The sequence below is a fragment of the Rhizobium sp. P28RR-XV genome (assembly GCF_012641385.1).
Lineage (GTDB): Bacteria > Pseudomonadota > Alphaproteobacteria > Rhizobiales > Rhizobiaceae > Rhizobium.
The window spans coordinates 265,826-286,815 of record NZ_JABAIG010000008.1 but is presented as its reverse complement, the minus strand read 5'-3'; the positions used below and the strand labels follow the sequence as shown (position 1 = coordinate 286,815).

The 20,990-nt window shown below is 58.9% G+C and carries 22 protein-coding genes; 17 read left to right on the top strand and 5 right to left on the bottom strand.

Annotated features, from left to right (window positions below; translation table 11 throughout):
* Window positions 1-83 precede the first annotated feature (83 nt).
* The 5 genes from HGP12_RS18920 (at window position 84) to HGP12_RS18900 (ending at window position 4,513) form a co-directional block, all read left to right on the top strand.
* The gene (locus tag HGP12_RS18920) at window positions 84-539 is read left to right on the top strand and encodes a PTS sugar transporter subunit IIA (RefSeq protein ID WP_168840345.1); all 456 of its coding nucleotides are present in this window, start codon (window positions 84-86) and stop codon (window positions 537-539) included.
* A gap of 161 nt (window positions 540-700) precedes the next feature.
* Entirely contained in the window at window positions 701-1,729 is a 1,029-nt protein-coding gene (locus tag HGP12_RS18915) for a sulfate ABC transporter substrate-binding protein (RefSeq protein ID WP_168840344.1), read from the top strand.
* Window positions 1,730-1,735: 6 nt separating this feature from the next.
* The gene (gene cysT, locus HGP12_RS18910) at window positions 1,736-2,593 is read left to right on the top strand and encodes a sulfate ABC transporter permease subunit CysT (protein WP_168840343.1); all 858 of its coding nucleotides are present in this window, start codon (window positions 1,736-1,738) and stop codon (window positions 2,591-2,593) included.
* Entirely contained in the window at window positions 2,583-3,455 is an 873-nt protein-coding gene (gene cysW, locus HGP12_RS18905) for a sulfate ABC transporter permease subunit CysW (protein WP_168840342.1), read from the top strand. Before cysT ends, cysW begins: the two co-directional genes overlap by 11 nt.
* Window positions 3,456-3,466: 11 nt before the next feature.
* Window positions 3,467-4,513, top strand: coding sequence for a sulfate/molybdate ABC transporter ATP-binding protein (locus HGP12_RS18900; RefSeq protein ID WP_168840341.1), 1,047 nt, complete (start codon window positions 3,467-3,469; stop codon window positions 4,511-4,513).
* Between the two features lie 101 nt (window positions 4,514-4,614).
* Here HGP12_RS18900 and HGP12_RS18895 read toward each other — a convergent pair whose 3' ends face one another.
* A complete protein-coding gene (locus HGP12_RS18895; RefSeq protein WP_168840340.1) occupies window positions 4,615-5,412 on the bottom strand; it encodes an NAD(P)-dependent oxidoreductase in 798 nt (265 codons plus the stop codon).
* Window positions 5,413-5,890: 478 nt separating this feature from the next.
* On the opposite strand from HGP12_RS18895, the gene HGP12_RS18890 reads away from it, so the two are divergent.
* On the top strand, window positions 5,891-7,174 hold the full coding sequence (locus tag HGP12_RS18890; RefSeq protein ID WP_168840436.1) for an ATP-binding protein: 1,284 nt from the start codon (window positions 5,891-5,893) through the stop codon (window positions 7,172-7,174).
* A gap of 62 nt (window positions 7,175-7,236) precedes the next feature.
* On the opposite strand, the gene HGP12_RS18885 is transcribed toward HGP12_RS18890, so the two are convergent.
* Together HGP12_RS18885 and HGP12_RS18880 are read right to left on the bottom strand one after the other, a co-directional pair.
* The gene (locus HGP12_RS18885; protein ID WP_168840339.1) at window positions 7,237-8,076 is read right to left on the bottom strand and encodes an endonuclease/exonuclease/phosphatase family protein; all 840 of its coding nucleotides are present in this window, start codon (window positions 8,074-8,076) and stop codon (window positions 7,237-7,239) included.
* A 124-nt stretch (window positions 8,077-8,200) separates the two neighbouring features.
* Complete coding sequence (locus tag HGP12_RS18880; RefSeq protein ID WP_168840338.1) at window positions 8,201-9,664, bottom strand: phospholipase D-like domain-containing protein; 1,464 nt, start codon at window positions 9,662-9,664, stop codon at window positions 8,201-8,203.
* Window positions 9,665-9,941: 277 nt separating this feature from the next.
* Between HGP12_RS18880 and HGP12_RS18875 the strand changes: the two genes are divergently transcribed.
* From HGP12_RS18875 to HGP12_RS18855, 5 genes are all read left to right on the top strand, one after another.
* On the top strand, window positions 9,942-10,274 hold the full coding sequence (locus HGP12_RS18875; RefSeq protein WP_409526831.1) for a DUF2934 domain-containing protein: 333 nt from the start codon (window positions 9,942-9,944) through the stop codon (window positions 10,272-10,274).
* A 288-nt stretch (window positions 10,275-10,562) separates the two neighbouring features.
* Entirely contained in the window at window positions 10,563-10,754 is a 192-nt protein-coding gene (locus HGP12_RS18870) for a hypothetical protein (RefSeq protein WP_205926546.1), read from the top strand.
* A gap of 39 nt (window positions 10,755-10,793) precedes the next feature.
* Window positions 10,794-11,108: a plasmid stabilization protein gene (locus tag HGP12_RS18865; protein WP_168840336.1), complete on the top strand. Its 315-nt coding sequence runs from the start codon at window positions 10,794-10,796 to the stop codon at window positions 11,106-11,108.
* Window positions 11,109-11,297: 189 nt separating this feature from the next.
* Window positions 11,298-12,035, top strand: coding sequence for a glutathione S-transferase (locus tag HGP12_RS18860; protein WP_168840335.1), 738 nt, complete (start codon window positions 11,298-11,300; stop codon window positions 12,033-12,035).
* Window positions 12,036-12,038: 3 nt separating this feature from the next.
* Window positions 12,039-12,605 carry an isoprenylcysteine carboxylmethyltransferase family protein gene (locus HGP12_RS18855; RefSeq protein WP_168840334.1) on the top strand — a complete coding sequence of 189 codons (567 nt, stop codon included), beginning with the start codon at window positions 12,039-12,041 and terminating at the stop codon, window positions 12,603-12,605.
* A gap of 2 nt (window positions 12,606-12,607) precedes the next feature.
* Here the strand turns inward: HGP12_RS18855 and ligD are convergent, their stop codons facing one another.
* Window positions 12,608-13,495, bottom strand: coding sequence for a non-homologous end-joining DNA ligase (gene ligD, locus HGP12_RS18850; protein WP_168840333.1), 888 nt, complete (start codon window positions 13,493-13,495; stop codon window positions 12,608-12,610).
* Window positions 13,496-13,645: 150 nt separating this feature from the next.
* The gene (locus tag HGP12_RS18845) at window positions 13,646-14,440 is read right to left on the bottom strand and encodes an SDR family NAD(P)-dependent oxidoreductase (RefSeq protein ID WP_168840332.1); all 795 of its coding nucleotides are present in this window, start codon (window positions 14,438-14,440) and stop codon (window positions 13,646-13,648) included.
* A gap of 399 nt (window positions 14,441-14,839) precedes the next feature.
* On the opposite strand from HGP12_RS18845, the gene HGP12_RS18840 reads away from it, so the two are divergent.
* The 6 genes from HGP12_RS18840 (at window position 14,840) to HGP12_RS18815 (ending at window position 20,988) form a co-directional block, all read left to right on the top strand.
* Window positions 14,840-15,235 carry a RidA family protein gene (locus tag HGP12_RS18840; RefSeq protein ID WP_168840331.1) on the top strand — a complete coding sequence of 132 codons (396 nt, stop codon included), beginning with the start codon at window positions 14,840-14,842 and terminating at the stop codon, window positions 15,233-15,235.
* 421 nt (window positions 15,236-15,656) lie between these two features.
* Window positions 15,657-17,348 carry an ABC transporter substrate-binding protein gene (locus HGP12_RS18835; RefSeq protein WP_168840330.1) on the top strand — a complete coding sequence of 564 codons (1,692 nt, stop codon included), beginning with the start codon at window positions 15,657-15,659 and terminating at the stop codon, window positions 17,346-17,348.
* Window positions 17,349-17,370: 22 nt separating this feature from the next.
* On the top strand, window positions 17,371-18,354 hold the full coding sequence (locus tag HGP12_RS18830; RefSeq protein WP_168840329.1) for an ABC transporter permease: 984 nt from the start codon (window positions 17,371-17,373) through the stop codon (window positions 18,352-18,354).
* Window positions 18,351-19,253: an ABC transporter permease gene (locus tag HGP12_RS18825; RefSeq protein WP_168840328.1), complete on the top strand. Its 903-nt coding sequence runs from the start codon at window positions 18,351-18,353 to the stop codon at window positions 19,251-19,253. The genes HGP12_RS18830 and HGP12_RS18825 overlap by 4 nt, the downstream gene beginning before the upstream one ends.
* Window positions 19,250-20,065, top strand: coding sequence for an ABC transporter ATP-binding protein (locus HGP12_RS18820; RefSeq protein WP_168840327.1), 816 nt, complete (start codon window positions 19,250-19,252; stop codon window positions 20,063-20,065). The genes HGP12_RS18825 and HGP12_RS18820 overlap by 4 nt, the downstream gene beginning before the upstream one ends.
* On the top strand, window positions 20,062-20,988 hold the full coding sequence (locus tag HGP12_RS18815; protein ID WP_168840326.1) for an ABC transporter ATP-binding protein: 927 nt from the start codon (window positions 20,062-20,064) through the stop codon (window positions 20,986-20,988). Before HGP12_RS18820 ends, HGP12_RS18815 begins: the two co-directional genes overlap by 4 nt.
* Window positions 20,989-20,990 lie beyond the last annotated feature (2 nt).

Sequence of the window (20,990 nt, the reverse complement as noted above, 5' to 3'; positions counted from 1 at the left end):
CCGGTATCGAGATGTTCTCATCTCGATCTCGCAGCAATGAAAATCATTTCATAACGACCGATTGCTCGATCCTGAGTGCGACCATGGACCTTTCCACGATCATTCTTCCCGAACACGTCTTCGTCGGCCTGCCGGCTCCGACCAAATGGCGAGCGCTGCAGATGCTGTCATCGAAGGCGGGCAGTTGCTTTGGCCTGGATGAGGCAATGGTTCTGCGGGTACTGGAGGCTCGCGAGAAGCTGGGCACGACCGGCATCGGCAATGGCGTTGCCGTCCCGCATGCCGCCGTTGCCGGCATGACCAGGCCGCGCGGATTGATGGTGCGCTTTGCCCATGCCGTCGATTTCGAGGCTATAGACGACGTTCCAACGGAATGGGCATTCGTGCTGCTTTTCGGCGAGGGTGGCCGGAGCGACTATCTGAACGTACTCGCCGCCGTCGCCAGGCGGCTGCGGACGGAAGGCGTGTTGACGGCGATGCGGCAGGCCAAAAACGCCGACGAGCTTTATTCGGTTTTTATGTCCGACTCCATCGCCTGAGGGCGCTCGGAACACGCACTGCCCGCTGTTCGGGAATGTGATTTCATTTTTCGAGATTCTATGGGATGCTGTTCTCCGGAGTTACCTAAAACGGGAACGGTCTTCGTTACTTTATACGACCAAGTTGATAGGGTTTAAGGACAAACGAAGGGGGTGCATCCATGCAGACGATAAGGCTTTCCCGGCTTCTCGCCACCGCAGTTCTGATCGGCAGTTTCTCGATCGCGGCCGTCGCGCCGACCTGGGCGGCGGACAAGACGTTTCTCAATGTTTCCTACGATCCGACACGTGAATTGTATAAGGATTTCAACGCGGCTTTCGCCGCTAAGTGGAAGAAGGATACGGGCGAAACCATCAACATCAAGGCTTCGCATGGCGGCTCCGGCGCGCAGGCTCGCTCCGTCATCGACGGTCTCGACGCCGATGTCGTGACGCTGGCGCTTGAAGGCGATATCGACGCGATCGCCAAGGCGACGCACAAGATTCCCGCCGACTGGAAGACCAAGTTCCCGAACAATTCCGTTCCGTATACCTCGACCATCGTCTTCCTGGTGCGCAAGGGCAATCCCAAGGGCATCAAGGATTGGGCGGATCTGGTCAAGGATGGCGTCGAGGTCATCACGCCGAACCCGAAGACCTCAGGCGGCGCCCGCTGGAACATTCTGGCGGCCTGGGCCTGGGCCAAGCAGGCCAATGGCGGCGATGATGCCAAGGCGCAGGAATACGTCGCGCAACTTCTGAAGCATGTTCCGGTTCTCGATACCGGTGCGCGCGGCGCGACGACGACCTTCGTCCAGCGTGGTCTCGGCGATGTTCTACTCGCATGGGAAAATGAGGCCCACCTCTCGCTCGACGAACTCGGCCCCGACCAATTCGAGATCGTGACCCCGTCCGTCTCGATCCGCGCCGATCCGCCGGTGGCCGTCGTCGACGGCAATGTCGACACCAAGGGCACGCGCAAGGTCGCGGAAGCCTATCTCAACTATCTGTACTCGGATGAAGGCCAGAAGATCGCCGCCAAGCACTATTACCGGCCGATCAAGCCGGAAGCGGCCGATCCGAAGGACGTCGCCCGTTTCCCGGCCTTGAAGCTGGCAACCATTGACGATTTCGGCGGATGGTCTCAAGCTCAGCCGAAGTTCTTCGCCGACGGGGGCGTCTTCGATCAAATCTACAAGCCGGGACAATAAGACTGAATGCATTCTATAACCCGCAAACGGTGGCGGTTACGGCAGCCGAGCGTCATTCCGGGCTTCGGATTGGCGCTCGGCGTTACCTTGGCTTGGCTCATCTTCATCGTTCTCATCCCGCTGTCGGGGCTGCTGTGGAAGAGCAGTGCTCTCGGCTGGGAAAAATTTTGGGCACTGGCCCTTGATGTGCGCACGCTCTATGCGCTGCGCATGAGCTTCGGCGGCGCCTTCATCGCCGCGCTCGTCAACGCCGTGCTTGGGCTCATCCTTGCCTGGGTGCTGGTGCGCTATCGGTTTCCGGGCAAACGCATCCTCGATGCCATGGTCGATCTGCCGTTCGCGCTGCCGACGGCGGTGGCCGGCATTGCCTTGACGACGCTCTATGCGCCGAACGGCTGGATCGGTCAGTTCCTGGCGCCGCTCGGCATCAAGATCGCCTTCACCCCGGTCGGCATCATCATCGCGCTGATTTTCGTTGGCTTGCCCTTCGTGGTCCGCACGGCGCAGCCCGTCATGGAGGAGATCGACCGCGAAGTCGAGGAGGCGGCGGCAACCCTTGGAGCGAACCGCTTTCAAACGATCACGCGCGTGCTGCTGCCAGGCCTGGCGCCTGCGGCGCTGACCGGCTTTGCCTTGGCGTTCGCCCGCGCGGCCGGCGAGTACGGATCGGTGATCTTTATCGCCGGGAACAGGCCGTATGTCTCGGAAATTGCACCGTTGCTCATCGTCATTCGCCTGGAGGAATACAATTACGCCGCAGCGACGGCGATCGCGACGCTGATGCTGTTCATTTCCTTCACCATGCTTTTGATCATCAATCTCATCCAGTCGTGGAGCAGAAGGAGATATGGCTATGGCGCATGATCTTTCTGCCGCCGCCGAAACGGGTCATTCCGTCATCACCGAAAGCCGGGTCGCGCGCATCATCTTCATATTGATCTCGCTCGCTTTCCTCGCCTTGATGGTGCTTTTGCCTCTGGCCGCCGTCTTCGTCGAGGCTTTCCGCAAGGGGATAGAGGCCTTCTTTGAAGCCCTGGTCGACGAGGAGACCTTTGCGGCAATCCGGCTCACATTGATCGTTGCGGGTATCAGCGTGCCGCTGAATCTCGTCTGCGGCGTTGCCGCCGCATGGGCGATCGCCAAGTTCGAATTCAAGGGCAAGGCCTTTCTGACGACCCTGATCGATCTGCCGTTCTCCGTTTCCCCGGTCATATCGGGCCTGGTCTTCGTGTTGTTGTTCAGTTCCAACAGTACGCTCGGCCCCTTGCTGCAGAGCCATGGCATACAGATCCTGTTTGCTGTTCCGGGGCTCGTGCTGGCGACGATGTTTGTCACCTTTCCCTTTGTCGCTCGCGAGTTGATTCCGCTGATGCAGGAGCAGGGCAGCGCGGACGAAGAGGCGGCGCTCTCGCTCGGGGCCAATGGCTGGCAGACCTTCTGGTATGTCACGCTGCCGAACATCAAATGGGGCCTGCTTTATGGCGTGCTGCTCTGCAATGCCCGCGCCATGGGAGAGTTCGGCGCCGTTTCGGTCGTTTCGGGTCATATCCGTGGCGAAACCAACACCATGCCTCTGCAGGTCGAAATTCTTTATAACGAATATAATTTCTCGGGGGCATTCGCCGTTGCCACGCTCCTGGCCCTGCTTGCCCTTGTCACACTTATACTGAAGACGCTGCTGGAAATGCGCTATAGCGAAGAGATCGCAGCCAGCCGGCGTCACTGAAGGAATTCTTGATGGAAGTTCGCGTTCAAAACCTGCGCAAGGAATTCGGTCGCTTTCCCGCATTGCATGACGTGTCGCTGGATATCCGTTCGAGCGAATTGATTGCGCTTCTTGGTCCATCTGGCTCCGGCAAGACGACGCTGTTGCGCCTGATTGCCGGATTGGAGACACCGACGGAGGGGCAGATCTTTTTTGGCGATGAGGATGCATCGCGAAAATCGGTGCAGCAGCGCAATATCGGCTTCGTGTTTCAGCACTACGCACTGTTTCGGCACATGACTGTGCTTGATAACATCTCTTTCGGCCTGAAAGTCCGCTCGGCATCGCGTCGCCCGCCGCGCGACGAAATTCGCCGGCGTGCGGTGGAGCTGTTGGAACTTGTGCAGCTGAACGGCTTGGAGAAGCGCTATCCGGCCCAGCTTTCCGGCGGCCAGCGCCAGCGCGTGGCGCTGGCGCGCGCCATGGCGGTCGAGCCGAACGTGCTGCTTCTGGACGAACCCTTCGGCGCTCTCGACGCGCAGGTCCGCAAGGACCTACGCAGGTGGCTGCGCGAGATCCATGACCGGACCGGCCATACCACCGTCTTCGTGACCCATGACCAGGAAGAGGCGCTGGAGCTCGCCGACCGCGTGGTCGTGCTCAACAAGGGCGCCATCGAACAGGTCGGAACGCCGGACGAGATCTACGACACGCCGAATTCCCCGTTCGTCTATGGCTTCATCGGCCAGTCCAATCGTCTCAAGGTCCGCATCACCAGCGGCGAGATCTGGTTCGATGACAAGCCGCTCGGGCTCAGCACGCCGCATGAGCCCGATGGCGAGGCTCATCTCTATTTCCGCCCGCACGACATCGAGCTGCGTGACGGCGATGGCGGCGCGATCGCAGGTCTGCTTGTTGCCAGCAGGCGTGTGGCGGGCACCCGCCATCTTGAGATCAACATCGGCCCCGAGCACGATCCCATCGAGATCGAGCTACCACCGAACAAGGCGGATGCGCTCGATCGCAACCGCATTGCCTTCAGGCCGACACGGTGGAAGCTGTTCCGCAATGGCAGCTGAAGCGGTTTAGATTTTCACGGGCTCTCTGAGCGGCTCCATCTCGTTGTTTTCTAGCAATTCCAGGAAAGCCGCCGCGCGCCTTTCCTGGAATTGCCCGAGGATCAGTCCTCCGGATGGGCGGCCGAGGCGAAGCCGCCGCCCTGGTAGATGACGGTTGGGTCATTGGGATCTTCCGGCGGCGCTTTTGAAAGGATTTCGGCCCGCCAGGGTGCCGCGCTATCGCGCGGCTTCCAGCCGAGGAAGGCAGCGTTGCCGTTGTCCCACCATTGCTCGTCATTGTCGGAGGCACCGTAGACGATCGTGTGCCCGAGCCTGGGTGCGTCGAAAGCGCAGCCGCAGAGGGAGAGAAAATCCCTGATGCTGAACCATGTGGCGAGCATGCGCGTATTGCGCGGTTCGGGAAAGCAGGAGCCTATGCGCACCGAAAGCGTTTCCTGGCCGAACTTGTCGAAGTAGAGGCTCGCAACCGCTTCACCGAACACCTTCGAAACGCCATAGAGCGAATCCGGCCGGGTCGGCACCTTGTTGTCGATCCGCTCATCCCGGCGATAGAAGCCGATCGTGTGGTTGGAGCTCGCAAAGACGATGCGCGGCCTGCCGGCGGCGCGCGCTGCCTCGTAGAGATTGTAGAGGCCGACGATATTACCCTGCAGGATCAGGTCGAAAGGCTTCTCCACCGATATTCCGCCGAGATGGATGATGCCGTCGACGCCCTTAACCATGGTGTCGACGCCGCCACGATCGGAAAGGTCGCAGGCAACGAAACGCTCGTGCGGGCGCAGATCGTCAATGGGAGTGAGATCGGACAGGACGACGCTCTCGGCAATTTGCGACAGAAGCGGCCTGAGCGCCTGGCCGACGCCGCCGGCAGCGCCAGTGAGCAACAGAGTTTTTAGCATGAATTATCTCCGGGATCAGTCTTTTCGGCGGGCAGGTTATAAGATCACTTTCCGGCAGTCATCCTCTATATGCGCGGAGTCAACATGAAGCACATCGATGATGTCTAAAGCGCACGGCGAACTCTCAGATTCGCTTCCCACGCTTTAGGTTTTGCGCATGCCGTTGTCGCAAAATCGCTGCACATTTTTGCGGAATTAAGTAGCAAATGCCACAATATTTCGTCGCCCCATTACCTACTTTATAAGAAAAGTAGGTACAGAGATTGAGATGTGGCGAAGATCGCTCGTCATTTTTTCGATGCCAAAGAAGCAGCGATACCTGCGGTGACCGATTTGGGCTTCGTTAATTTCTCCAATGCGTACTGACGGTTTCACCGGAACGTTATTAACGGTTTCCCCCATATTCTATTGACACTTTCCCCGCATCTCTATTACGACTTCCCCCATATCGCTTTCCTAAGAAAATGAAGTGATCATTATGGACGAGAGTCTCCTCCCGCGTCATCTGCAGCCACAACTAAAGGCCGCACTTACATCAGCACGAGTGGTTAACATTATTGGACCGAGGCAGGTCGGGAAAACGACGCTGGTACGCGATCTATTGAACGTTGGAAAATTCATCACCTTAGATGACGAGGGTGTGCTTGCAGCTATTGAGGCTGATCCAAAAGGACAGCTGGATGCCCTGCTGGGTGAGACGAAAGCAGGACCCCTCATTATCGACGAAGCCCAACGATCAACGAAATTAGCTTTGGCGTTGAAGAGAATCGTGGACGAAAGCCGAGCAATGGGTCAGTTCGTCCTGACAGGCTCATCCAACGTTTTCATTTCCGCGCACGTGGCGGACTCGTTGGCAGGTCGGGTCCATACAATGACGATGCTTCCAATGAGTGTCGCCGAAACAAAGCGCATGGGGCCTGCGAAAATTCTCGATTGGGCATCGAGGAATAGCCGTCCCGATCCGCTAGACCTGCCTAAAGCAGAAATTTTGTCCCGGGCACAATACATCGACTTGATAGTCGCTGGCGGTTTCCCAGAGATACGAACTCTGGAAGAACGCTGGAGGCAAAATCGATACACAGGCTACGTTGACAGTGTAGTGGAACGCGACGTTGCACACGTCTTAAAAATAAGAAAATCGGACGCCATGAGGCGAATGATCGATCAACTAGCTACGCGCGTCGGAAACGAGCTTAATATAGACGAACTATGTTCGAACATCAGTTTACAACGGAATACCACCGAGACCTACCTCGATATTCTAACCAAGCTATCTCTACTGCAACGATTGCCTGCGTGGACCTCTGGAGAATCCGGGCGCGACATACGCCACCCAAAAATCCATCTTGTGGATACCGGTATCGTCGCGGCTTTGAGGAGTATGAACACCCAGAGCTTCAATATTGGCGCGAATCCCACAGCGCTTGGCAGCCTGTTCGAAAATTTCGTTTTCAATGAAATGTGGAAATCCCTCCCCTATCAGATGCGCCAGTGGCGACTTTATCATTGGAGGCATCAACGAGGACGCGAGATAGACATCCTTGCTGAGTCAGACAGAACGATTGTTGGCTTCGAGATGAAGACGTCGACCGCGGTTGAAGCAAAGGATTTTCAACATCTGCGATGGTTTCGAGATGAAGGCCCCGGTATGAACCGTCCCTTCGTCGGCATCCTCATTTATATGGGAGAGCGCGTACTCAGTTTCGGCGAAAACATATTTGCGCTCCCTCTGTCGATATTTTGGTCATTCAAAGACAGTTAGCCTCAGTGGGCGGCCCGGTTTTGGCATTTGCTACCTAATTCCGCATTTTCGCGCGACATGCCTTAGGCAGTCTGCGACCGTGCGTCGGCTTCGCTCTCCAGTGTTTCCAGGCTGACGATGGCCTTAATGGGCAAGTGATCGGAAGCCACGCGCGCGAGCGGTGAGTCATGCACCTCGACCGCGGAGATCATGCCGCGACGGTTTGCCATGATGCGATCGAGCGCCAAAAGCGGCAGCGTTGAGGGAAAGCTCGGAACAGCGGGGGGAAGCGGGCCGAAGGCGGCCTGGAAGGTATTGAGCGATGAGCGGTCGCCCAGCCGCCACTCGTTGAGGTCGCCGAGCAGGATGGTCGGCACTTCGCCGCCGTCGCTCATCAGGTCGACGATCAGGCGGGTCTGCTGGGCACGCGATCGGTGCAGAAGGCCGAGATGTGCGGCGATGATCCTGAGGCTGCCGCCGCGCGCCAGTTCCAGTTCGGCGATCAGAGCGCCGCGCGGCTCCAGTCCCGGCAGGCTTATCTGGTGCACGTCACGCACCGTGCCCTGCTTGAAAAGAACGACATTGCCATGCCAGCCATGTGCCTTGGCAACGCCGGCAACGGGCACGGGGATAAGCCCTGTCTCGCGCTCCAGCCGGCGCAGATCGAGGATGCCAGTGCGTTCGCCGAAACGCGTATCGGCTTCCTGCAGGCCGATGACGTCGGCATTGATCTCATAGATGACCCGGCTGGTCCGTTCCGGATCGAACCGCCGGTCGGCGCCGACGCATTTATGGACATTGTAGGAAGCGATCAACGTGCCCTGAGGGCGATCCGGTTTGCCGGCCGGCTTGAGGCGCGATTTGTTTCGGCTCTTCAGGCTTTCCAGAATACTCGCACGGAGACTTTCTTTCTTCTTTTTCATCTATCCGTCGACCGTTCCTTGATCAGACCATGTCGGGCACATGCAAGGGATTATAAGAAGCGACGATTGGCCTTGTCATGTAAAAAGGTTGCGACAGGGGCAGATTGTCCATGGGGCTCGTCCGTCAGAGATAGGGTGAGCCGAGCCAGAGGACCTTCTCGATGAGCCTGACGACAAAGGGCCGTGCCCGCAGTTTTTCGAGATCGACCGGATGGGCCGTTTCCAGGATTGCGCCGATATGGGCATCGATCGTTTCGGCAAAACCGCGATCGAGCACTTCCAGATCCACCTCGAAATTGAGCCGCAGGGAGCGGGGATCGAGATTGGAGGAGCCGACATAGGCCCAGATTCCATCGATCGCCAGCAGCTTCGAATGATTGAACGGGCCTTCGGCACGCCAGATGCGGCAATAATTCTTCAGCATCTGGTCGAACTGCGCCGTCATGGCGCGGTCGACAAGCACGAGATTGTTGGCGGTCGGCACGACGATGTCGACCTCGACACCGCGCCGGGCTGCCGTGACCAGTGCGCTGATCAGCTCGCGATCCGGCAGGAAATAGGGCGACATGACGCGGATCGATTTATGCGCCACCGACAAGGCGCCGATGAGCATCTTGTGGTTGGTCTCGATGCTGCGGTCGGGACCGGAAGCGACCACCCGCATGAAGACCGGCGCTCCCGGCTCATTGGAGGGCGCCGCAATCCGCCATTCGTTTCCGCTGAGGACCTCGCCGGTCGTAAAGCGCCAGTCCTCGGCGGCGGTGTTGAAGAGATCGGCAACGGCAGGACCCGTCACGCAAAAATGCATGTCGCGGGCGCAATGGTCATGGGCGAATTCCCGCGTGAATCCCTGGCGGATATTCATGCCGCCGGTAAAGGCGATCCGTCCGTCGATGCTGAGGATCTTGCGGTGGGTGCGCAGATTGGCATAGGGCAGTCTGAGGCCGATGATGACGTTGCCGTTGAACACGTCGACCTCAACGCCGCCCTCTCTAAGATAGCCCATGATGCTCGGCACGGAGTAGCGGGCACCGACGGCATCGATCAGCACGCGCACGCCGACGCCGCGTTTAGCGGCGGCGATCAGGGCGTCGGCGATGCGCAGGCCGATCGGGTCGCGATCGAAAATATAGGTTTCCATCAGGATGCTGCGTTCGGCGCCATCTATTGCGGCTTTCATCGCCGCATAGGCGGCGTCGCCGCTGGTCAGCATTTCGATCGTGTTGCCGGTGCTCATCGTATAGCGGACGACGCGGTCGCCGAGCGTTTTCATCGAGCCGAAACGCTCGCCGAAAAGCCGCCGCACCTGGTCGTCATTGGCATCGAAGCTGGAGAGTTCTCCATTCGCATCCTTGCGGAAGAGCGCGTCTCGCTGTGAACTGAGTGAGGCCCGGCGGATGCGATTGATGCCCGCGAAGGCATAGAGCCCGGCGCCGATGATGGGCGACAGGATGACGACACCGACCCAGCCGATCGCCGCGCGAACATCTTCTTTGGTCATTGCCGCATGGATCGCGGCGGCTGCCCCCAACGCGATGGACAGGACAGCGAGAACTTGGCCCCAATGGGCATCCACCAGGTCGATCATGGCGCGAGTATATCTTTGCCCGCAAAAGCTGCAATGAGCCGATTTGCGATCACGGACATGTCGTTGATATCGGTGCGAAAACTCATCCTATTAGATATTTTTAATTGAAGACCGTTGTTGCCGCCTTCATACTTAGGGTGCTTCGGCCGCTTCGCTACCGTCCCCCAACGGTAACCTTGTTTCTTGTTTGAAGCGCCACTGCGGTTCGAGAGCCGAGACCGAAGAAAACGAGCCCTGGCATTTTAAAGTCATGGCGTCTTGGCTGCTCGGGGGAGGCGTGAAAGCCCGCGTTTCAAGAACGGGCATTGTTCATCAAACCATGTTCAATGATGCGAACGGAGAACAGCAGATGTTGGAATCTCGGGACGAATGGATCAAGAAGCGCGCATATGCCATTTGGGAAGAGGAGGGTCATCCCTTCGGGCGCGATGTCGAGCACTGGGAACGGGCGAGCGGTGAGCGCATCGCACTCGATAAAAGTGTCACGATGGCCGTTGCAGGCGAGGCCAAACTCAAGACCAAACGTAAGCCGGCGGTCACCGTGGCCGCCGCAGAGGTGATCGCCAAACCGGCGGTAAAGAAGGTATCGAAGAAAGCCGCAAAGGCGTAGGACGCGCCAGTTTTAGAGCGGAGACGAGTTTAGAGCGGAGACGGGGCAGTTCGATGGGAGACATCGAGCCGCCTCTCTTTTTTGAGCTGCGGCGGGAGAAATATTCGCAATAATTTCGGTAATTTAGGTCCCGATCGCGAAATAGTTGTCACACACCGGTGCTATTGAGTGAGAAGGGAGCCACGCAATGAGCCGCAGCCACATTGATGACCTGCAAATGACTGTCACGACGATCGTCGCGGCGCGCTGTCTTTTGCATTTTGTCGGCAGCGTGGAGGTGATGACGTGATGTCCCTTCTCGTGCTTGCGGCGATCTATCTTCTGGCGGCGTTGGTCCTCATCCTGATTATCGATCGTTCCGTCGGTATGTTTTTCCCGGCTTCAGCCAAGCGTCGTGTGAGGCCGCAGCGTGATCGACGCTTGCGGCCGCTATCGGCCAATCGCAACTCTCCCGGCCAGGTATCGGAACCTTTTCCGTGACGGCGTGTTGGTCTTTCTTCCATAGCGAGGAGAAAGACCATGCCACGAGGAGACAAATCCGCCTATAGCGACAAGCAGAAACGCAAGGCCGAGCATATCGAGGAAGGCTATGAAGACCGCGGCGTTTCCCATGGAGAAGCCGAACGGCGCGCCTGGGCGACCGTAAACAAGGAAAGCGGCGGCGGCAAAAAATCCGGCTCGGGCCGCGGCCACCCGGAAAGGCATGAATCTTCCGAGAAGGGTGGCAAGATCGGCGGACGCGCCGCCGCAAAACGGCCAGCGTCCGAGCGCTCGGCTTCCGCAAAGAAGGCGGCCGCGACGCGTAAACGTCATGAACATCGAGCTCATTCATAGGCGGCGCGTGAGGGATGTATTCTATGGTTGGCGTGTCAGGCCGGTGATGTAACGTCATTTTGTCTGGTCGCGATCGTCAACGCCCCTTCCGCTTCGAGACGGCGACGCTAGATTTCTGCGTGAGGCTAACCAGCGCTTTACGCCGATCGTCGCTAGTCGCCGTCTTCAATTCTCGGGAGGGAAAGTCGAATGTCTTATGAACTCTACTATTGGGACGGCATCCAGGGACGTGGCGAATTCGTCCGGCTGGCACTGGAGCAGGGCGGTGCCCACTATGTCGATATCTGCCGTGGCCCGGCCGGCAAGGGGCAGGGAATGCCGGCCATGCTGGCGATCATGGAAAATGGGGAAGGGCCTAACCTTCCGTTTGCGCCGCCGTTTCTCAAGGAAGGCGACGTCATCATTCCTCATGTGGCGAATATCCTGATGTATCTCGGTCCGAAACTTGGCCTTGCGCCAAAGGACGAAGAACAGCGCCACGTGTTGAATGGCCTGCAATTGACGATCACCGATCTCGTCGCCGAGGTCCATGATACGCATCATCCCATCGCCGTTTCGAAATATTACGAAGATCAGAAGCAAGAGGCTAAGGCTCGCGCCGCCGAATTCATCGACAATCGTATTCCGAAATTCCTCGGATATTTCGAGCGTGTGCTGCAGCAAAATCCGGCTGGGCCGAGCCATATCTTCGGCAACAGCCTGACTTATGTCGATCTCTCGCTGTTCCAGATTTATGAGGGATTGCACTATGCTTTCCCGCGCGCGACCGCCCGTCTCGGCCACCGCTATCCGCATTTGGCGGCGCTGCATGCCGCTGTCACGAAACTGCCCAACATTGCTCGCTATCTTCAATCCGATCGCCGCATCCCCTTCAATGAGGACGGCATTTTCCGGCATTATCCGGAGCTGGATAAAGATGTGGCGTAAGCAATGCTCCTCTATCAATTCATTCCCGCGTGCTGGATCATTTGGCTGCTGATCTGGCTCTTTGCGTCCTTCGGCGCCAAGAAAACCGTGCGGCAGGAAGACCCGTTGTCGCGGCTCGGCAATACCGCGCCGATCTGGATCGGCGCTTTCCTTCTGGCGGCCAATCCTTCGTGGCTGGGGCCTTTACGGTTTCGCATCATCCCGCAGGACCTGACATTCTATGCGATCGGTGCGGCTTTGACGGTCGCTGGCCTCCTCTTCGCTATATGGGCTCGTTACCACATCGGTCGCAACTGGAGCGGCGTGATTACGCTGAAGGAGGATCACGCGCTCATCCGTTCCGGCCCCTATGCGCTTGTCCGCCATCCGATCTATTCCGGTCTGATGCTCGCCATTGTCGGCTCGGCAATCGCACGCGGCGATATTGCCGCTGCCTTTGCGATCGTCGCGGTGCTTTATGCCGTGCTGCGCCGAATGCAGATCGAGGAAAGCTGGATGAGCGAGACTTTCGGTTCGGCTTACGCCGATTACAAGGCCAGTACGCCGGCACTGATCCCGTTTCTCATGTAGCGTCAGATTTTGAGCGGCGATGCTGCTGTGAAAAAGTCGGCCCAGGGGTCGGTGTTCGATTGGCTCAAACGTGAGGCTGCGTTGCCAACGGTGAAAGAAGCCGGACCGATCTTGCCGTCCAACTCCTCCCAGCCGATCGGCATCGAAACCGCCGCCCCTTTTCTTGCACGCGTCGAATAGGGCGCAACGGCGGTATTGCCGCGGCCGTTACGCAGATAATCGACGAAGATATGTCCGGTTCGCTTCGCCTTGCTGGCGACGGACAAATATGCATCCGGGCTATCGGCGCTCATCGCATGTGCCATCGTCTCGGCCGCTTCCTTGACCTGCTGCCAGTTTGCCTGCGGCTTGAGGGACGCGAGGACATGCAGGCCCTTGCCGCCTGAGGTCTTGACGAACGACGTCAATCCCTGAGCGGAAAAGCGCTCCCTTATTTCCTTTGCCGCCATGGTGACCTTGCCCCACGCGACATCCTCGCCCGGATCGAGATCCATGATGATCATGTCGGGTTTTTCCCAATGGCCGGTGGTCGTGCCCCAGGGGTGTATTTCAAGTGCCGCCGATTGAACGAGAGCAGCCAGGCCGTCGAAATCTTCGATCTTCAGAAGCTTTGCCGCGTCCTTGTCTTCGGGATCGGCAATCTCCTCGATATGCGGATTGATGCCTTTCCAGGCATGTTTCTGGAAGAATCGTGGCCCGTCGATACCGTCAGGGCAGCGCACCAGCGCCAGAGGGCGATCAACGACGAAAGGGGCCATGCGCCGCCAGGCCAGCGCGTAGTAATTAAGGAGATCCTGCTTGCTGACCTCGTCGTCGGGCCAATAGACCCGCTCCGGATGCGTCAGTTCGACCGAGGTCTTGATGCCGTCCTGAATGGGCGTCTTTGCCATCTCGCATGCGCTCCATTTTCTGCGACGGGAAGGTGGTCGCGCCGGGCAAGATTAGAGCATGATGCCGAAAAGTGTAAGCTGTTTTCGGGCGACATCATGCTCTCGGTATTTGATTTTAGCGCGACGCTCAAAGTCGATCGGCTGCCATTGTCACGGCATGAGCTGGCCGCCATTGACCTCGACGACTTGGCCGGTGATGTAGCCGGACAGCGTTGTGGAGGCGAGGAACAGATAGGCGCCGACACAATCCTCCGGCGTGCCGACGAAGCCCATGGGGATCGTCTTGCGCTGAATTTCCATCTGTTCGTCGTTGGTATAGCGCTCGTGGAAGGGCGTTGCGATCACGCCCGGTGCGACTGCATTGACGCGGATCTTGTCGTTGACGAATTCCTTGGCGTGGCCGTGGGTGATCGTCGAGACGAACCCCTTGGAGGCCGCGTAAAGGATCGCGCCGTTGCCGCCGCCATTGCGCGCGGCGATCGAGGTCGTGTTGATCACGAAGCCGCCCTGTCGCTTCAAATAGGGATAGGCCACGCGGGTTGCGGCGAGCACGGAGCGGGCGTTGAGGTTCATCACCCGGTCATAATGCTCATCCGTCATATCGGCGGTCGGAAGTCGTCCCAGCATGCCGCCGGCATTGTTGACCAGACCATCGAGGCCGCCCAGCGCTTCGGCCGCATCCCTGACGACGCGTTCGGTCTCGCCATCTTGCGAAACATCACCCTGGATCAGATGGACCGTCCCGCCGCTCGCCTTGATTTCAGCCGCCAGCTTTTCGGCCGGTTCGCGGCTGGCATTGAAATGAAGGCCGACCTTCATGCCCTGTGCGGCAAAGGCCAATGCGACTGCAGCGCCGATGCCGGTTGAAGCACCGGTGATCAACACCCGTTTTTCGGCCAGATCGGGGATGCGGATGGACGCAAGCAATTGCGCGAGTTCTGCCATGACAACTCCTCCTGAATGTCAGTCAATCATATGACGAAATATGCTCTGTCTTATCAGTCGCAAGGGCGGAAAGGCAATCGCGGGGCGGGCAGACAAAAGGACGCGATATGCTCCTTGGATCGCGTCTCCGGTTTGCCGGCCCTCATCATTGGACCCATGAGGCATTGGAGCTTCCCACCATAACAATTTGAAATAACTCTAATTTCCAGAAGTGATGAACTTCATGTTTTAGGTGAGCGAGACTTGGATCGCCCCGGGAATAGCCGCTGAACGGCACGAAACGATCTGGTGTGGCAGCACCACGGCGGATAATGAAGATGCCAAGGGAGTCGGCCGCTCCTCACGATGATGAGGCGATGGCGGCTGCGGCTTCGACAACAGAGAGAGACCGAAAATATCATGAGCAAGAACACGTTGATCCGTTTCGATGTTGCCGACAATCAGGCCGGCGGCCAGCGCCGTCCCTTCGCCAAGGCCGTCCGTGCTGGCGATTTCGTCTATGTCTCGGGCCAGGTGCCGACCATCAACGGTGAAATCGTCGTCGGCAATGTCGTGACGCAGACCGAGCAGGTTATCGCCAACATCAAGGATGTTCTTGCCCTTGCCGATTGCACGCTCGAACATGTCGTCAAGGTCAATGTCTGGCTGGACGATGCCCGCGATTTCTCGAGCTTCAACGCGGTGTTCGAGAAGCATTTTATCGATCACCCGCCAGCGCGCTCGACCGTCCAGTCGCCGATGATGGTGGATGTCAAGGTCGAGATGGACGTCGTAGCCTATAAGCCGCTCGACTGAGCGGAAATTGCTTTGCGATCTCGATCGCAATGGCGCTGCGGCTGCATCGCATATCCGCGAATGCCGCAATGACGGCCGTTCCATGATAGATTTCCGCCGCGCCTAACCTTCACGCTTTCGATGTCGGCTCTCCATGCGGCCGGTGTCGAGGCGGCGTTTTCATCGCCGATGACGCTGCTTTGCGGCACCGTCATCGGCATGTGGCATCAATGCCCTGTTCGCCCCTCCGTTGCAGACGGCCAGCGTCGAACCCCGCCGATTTCCCTAAACCCCAATTGATCGAGATCGCCGCCTTATCGGCGGTAACGTCTTTTGACGCCCCAATCCGCCTGTTGATTTCCAATCAGCGATTGACGAGTCTCAAAACTCACGATTAAATCAATTTGATTGACTACTCGAAAACAACGAGAGGGAACGACAAATGGGAATGAGGAAAAGCATACTGCGCAATCTCTTCTGCCGGACGTCTTGGACAGCGGCGGCACTCGGCGCCTCGCTGGCGTTCGGTTCCGGCCTCGCCTCGGCAGCCGAATCCGTGCTGACGATGCATATCGAGGAACAGACGAGCTGGGTCAGCAACTTCAATCCGTTCGATCTGGCCGGACGCCGCCAGAGCACGATGGATTTCATCTATGAGCCGCTGGTCATCTTCAACGCCAATGGCGGCGGCAAATCGGTCTGGCGTTTGGCGACGAACTACAAGTTCTCCGACGATCTGATGTCGATTACCTATGATCTCCGTCCCGGCGTGAAGTGGTCGGACGGCCAGCCGCTGACCTCGGCCGACGTGAAATACACGATCGACCTGATGCTGAAGAACCCCGCCGTCGATACCGTTGGCGTTGGCCAAACGGTTGCTTCCGTCGAGGCGCCTTCGCCGACGCAGGTGAAGATCACCCTCAAGGCGGTAAATTCCGAATTCCCCGAATCCCTGGCCGATCTCGCCGTCGTACCGGAGCATATCTGGAAGGACGTGGCCGATCCGGTCGCTTTCAAGAACGAGAAGCCGGTCGGGTCCGGTCCGATGACCGAGGTTCGCCGCTTTACGCCGCAGGTCTACGAGCAGTGCCGCAATCCGAATTATTGGGATGCGGCGTCGCTGCACGTCGATTGCCTGCGTCTGCCGCAGATCTCGGGCAACGATCAGATGCTGGCGCTGCTGCCGGAGGGCACCGTCGATTGGATCGGCTCGTTCCTGCCGCAGATCGACAAGACCTTCGTTGCGCTCGATCCGCAGCACAACGGCTACTGGCAGCCGCCGGCGGAAACCGTTGCCTTCGAGATGAATTTCAAGTCGGCGAATGCAGGTAATTTCGAGGCTTTCAAGGATCTCAACTTCCGCCATGCCTTCAGCCTGGCGATGGACCGCAAGTCGATGGTCGATATTGCCGGCTTCGGCTATCCGGTCGTCAACCTGCATGCCAGCGGCCTGCCGCCGCGCTTCGAATCCTGGCGCAACAAGGCGGCCGAAGGCGACAAGGATGCCTTCATGGGGTTCGACACTGACAAGGCGAACAAGATCCTCGACGATGCCGGCTATAAGAAGGGTGCCGACGGCTTCCGCACGACGCCGAGCGGCAAACCGATCACCTTCCCGATCATCGTACCGAACGGCTGGACCGACTGGATCGACGCCGTGCAGATCGCCGTCGAAGGACTGCGCGCTGCCGGCATCAATGCCTCCGTCGCCACGCCCGAATATGAGCAGTGGCGCAAGCAGCTCCTCGACGGCAGCTTCGATGTCGTCATGAACTCGCGCGCCGACAGCGCCACGCCGTTCCAGGGCTATTATCAGAGCCTGTCGACGGCCTATGCCGGCAAGCTCACCGTCGCCGCGTCACGCTACTCCAACCCGAAGCTCGACGGGCTCTTCGATCAATATCTGAAGTCGTCTTCCGATGGCGATCACAAGAAGATCTTCAACGATATTCAGGTTCTGATCGCCGACCAATTCCCGGTCGTCCCCGTCTTCAACGGCCCGACCTGGTACCAGTATTCGAGCAAGCGTTTCACCGGCTGGGTCACGGACAAGGATCCGGTGATGAACCCGGAAAACCACGACAACAACCGCATGCGTCTCATGCATCTGCTGCGTCTGAAGCCGGTCCAATAAGACCAAAGCGAAGGAAGCAGAGATGCGTGTTTCAAGCCGGCGCCTCGGCGTCTATGCGGTGGCCCTGGCCTTCGCGATCGTCGTCAACTTCATTCTTCCCCGGCTTATGCCGGGGAGTCCCGTCGACGCCATGGTGGCTCAGCTTGGGCCGCGGGCGACACCCGCGGCCGTTGAGGCGATCAAGGCCCGTTTTGGCGAGATCGATCAGCCGATCATGATGCAGTTCGTCGACTATCTCAAAGGCCTCGCAACGCTCGACCTTGGCGTTTCGGTGAAATATTATCCGCAGACGGTGGTCCAGGTGCTGAGCCGGGCCACGCTGTGGACCCTCTTCCTGGTCGTTACAGCGATCATCGTTTCTCTGTGCATCGGCGTCGTGCTCGGCGCCATCGCGGCCTGGAGGCGCGGCGGGCGGTTCGACACAATCGTATCGCCCTTTGCCGTCATCCTGTTCTCTATACCGCCCGTTATCGTAGCGCTCACCACCCTGTTTGTCTTTGCGGTGTCGCTGCGCTGGTTCCCTGTTGGATATGCCTACGATCCCAATCTCGATCCGGGCTTCAATTTCACCTTCTTCGGCAGTGTGTTCATGCACGCGATCCTGCCGGTTCTGACCTTGTCTCCATTCCTCATCGGTGAATTCCAGACGACGATGCGCTCGTCGATGATCGTCGTGCTCGGAGAGGATTACGTGACGATGGGGCGGGCCAAGGGGCTGAGCAACCTCGCCGTCATGTTCGGCTATGGCGCCCGCAACGCCCTGTTACCCGTGCTGACCAACCTGGCGCTGATGCTCGGTGCCGTTTTCGGCGGCTCCATCGTCACCGAGATCGTCTTCAACTATCCGGGCCTTGGCCTGACGCTGTTTACCGCCAGCGTGGCGCGTGACTATCCCGTCATCCAGGGGCAGTTGCTGCTGATGACGCTCGCAACGCTCGGCGCCAATTTCCTCGTCGATATCATCTACGGTCTCGTCGATCCGCGATTGAGGGAGACAGGACGATGAGCTTTTCGCTGCGATCCATTTTCAGCCAGAAAAAAGCGCTTGTCGGTTTCGTCATCGTTGCTGCGCTGTGCCTGATGGCGATCTTCGCGCCGGTCATCGCGCCGGGCGAACCCGGCGCCCGCGTCGGCCGGTCGCATCAGCCGCCTTCCGTCGAACATGTCTTCGGCACCACAAAGATGGGCCGTGACGTCTATCGCCAATTCGTCTGGGGGGCGAGAAGCTCGCTTTCCGTCGGTTTCGCGACGGGTATCGCCATTACGGTGCTCGGCACGGCCATCGGTCTGATTGCCGGCTATACCGGCGGCAAGACGGACGCCGCGCTCGATCTTGCCACCAACGCCGTGCTGGTCATACCCAACATGCCGCTCCTCATCCTGCTCGCGTCCTTTGCGGGCACGGTTGGTCCCGTGACGATCATGACCATCATTGCATTGACGTCCTGGCCATGGGGTGCGCGCATGACGCGTTCGCAGACGATGGCGCTGCGCAACCGCGATTTCGTCACTGCCGCCAAGATGATCGGCGAGCCGGCCTGGCGCATCATCTTCGTCGAGATCCTGCCGAACCTGACGCCGCTCATCGGCATCAATCTGGTCGGCAGCATCATCTACGCGATCGTTGCTCAGACGACACTCGAATATCTCGGCTTCGGCGATCCGCTGAAGGTCACGTGGGGCACCATGCTCTACAATGCGCAGAATGCCTCGGCTATCATGGTCGGCGCCTGGTGGGATATCGGCGTGCCGGCCATCGGCATCGCGCTGACCGGGCTCGGTCTGGCGCTGATCAACTTCACCTTCGACGAAATCGCCAATCCGCAATTGCGTTCCGGCCCGGCCTTGACCCGTTGGTTCCGCCTGACGCGCGCCCGCAATCGCACGATGAGGTCAGGCCAATGAGCGACAATCTGCTTGAGATCGAACATCTCGATATCGACTATCTGGTCGACAAGGGCGATTTCCGTGCCGTGAAGGACGTGTCCTTCAACATCGGCCGCGGCGAGATCTTCGGTCTTGCCGGCGAATCCGGCTGCGGCAAGAGCACGATCGCCTATGCGATCACGCGGCTATCGAAGGCGCCGGCCTGGATCAGCGGCGGAAGCATTCGGCTCGATGGCCAGGATCTGCTCAAGATGCCGGAGCGCGATCTGCAGAAGATCCGCTGGAAGCGCATCGGCATGGTGTTCCAGAGCGCCATGAACTCGCTCAATCCGCTGATGCGGGTGGAGGCGCAGTTCCACGATGTCCTGCATCGCCATACCGGATGCTCGCGCCAGGAATCGCGTGCCCGTGCCGAGGAGATGTTCAAGCTGGTGGGAATTCCTCCGCATCGCGTCAGCGACTACCCGCACCAGTTTTCCGGCGGCATGCGCCAGCGCATCGTCATCGCCATTTGCCTGGCGCTGCGTCCCGAACTCATCATCATGGACGAACCGACGACGGCGCTCGATGTCGTCGTTCAGCGCGAGATCCTGGAACAGGTTCTGGACCTGCAGCAGACCTATGGCTTCTCAGTGCTTTTCATCACCCATGACCTGCATCTGATGGCGCAGCTTTGCCACCGCATCGGCGTCATGCTGAAGGGCGAACTGGTTGAGGTCGGCGATGTCGCTCAGGTCAGCCGGTCCCCCGTTCATGACTATACGCGCAAGCTCTGGAACGCTATTCCGCAGCTTCCGGCCAGCGCTCACCCTTCCGGAGTTTTCGCATGAAACCGCAAATACAGGCCGTGACTGCAGAACCCGTCATCCGGCTCGATGATGTCCAGCGTCATTTCGGCTCGGTGCATGCATTGAATAGCGTTTCTTTCTCGCTGTTTGCAGGAAAGGCGCTGGCATTGGTCGGGGAATCCGGCTGCGGCAAGACCACGTGTGCCCGCATCATCGCCCGGCTCGACAAGCCGACAGCCGGGAGGCTTCTCTTCCGCAGACAGGACCGTACGGCGCGAGGAGTGAGCAAGGACGAGCGGATGTACCGCAAGGACGTCCAGATGGTCTTCCAGGACCCTTTCTCGTCGCTCAACCCGGCCTTCACGATCAATCATCACATTGCAAGACCGCTGCAGTTGCACGGTGCGGACAAGCCGAAGGCCGAACGGGACGACGATATATCGAAGCTGCTGGAGAGCGTCGGTCTCGATCCTTCGGTGACGCGCCAGAAGTTTCCGCATGAGCTTTCCGGCGGCCAGCGCCAGCGCGTTAATATTGCCCGCGCCCTGGCGGTTTCTCCGAGCGTGCTGGTGGCGGACGAGCCGACCTCGATGCTCGACGTGTCCATCCGCAAGGACATCCTCGACCTGCTGGCGCGGGTGAAGCGGGAAAACGATCTCGCCATGCTCTACATTACCCATGATATCGCGACCGCCGCCCATGTCGCGGAAGAGATCGTGGTGATGTTTGCCGGCCAGATGGTCGAGTGGGGCGAGACCAATGCCGTCCTCGCCAGCCCGAAGCATCCCTATACGCAGCTTCTGCTTTCGGCGGTGCCGGACGGCGGACGCAGGTTCGTGACCGGCGGCAGCGCTCGCTTTCTCGAGCAGGCTGAGAAGATCCGCTCGCTCAGCCGGCCGGTCTCGACGGTGGTCGAAGAGGTCGGCCCCAATCATTTCATGCGTGCGCTCGTCGCATCGAACTAGAA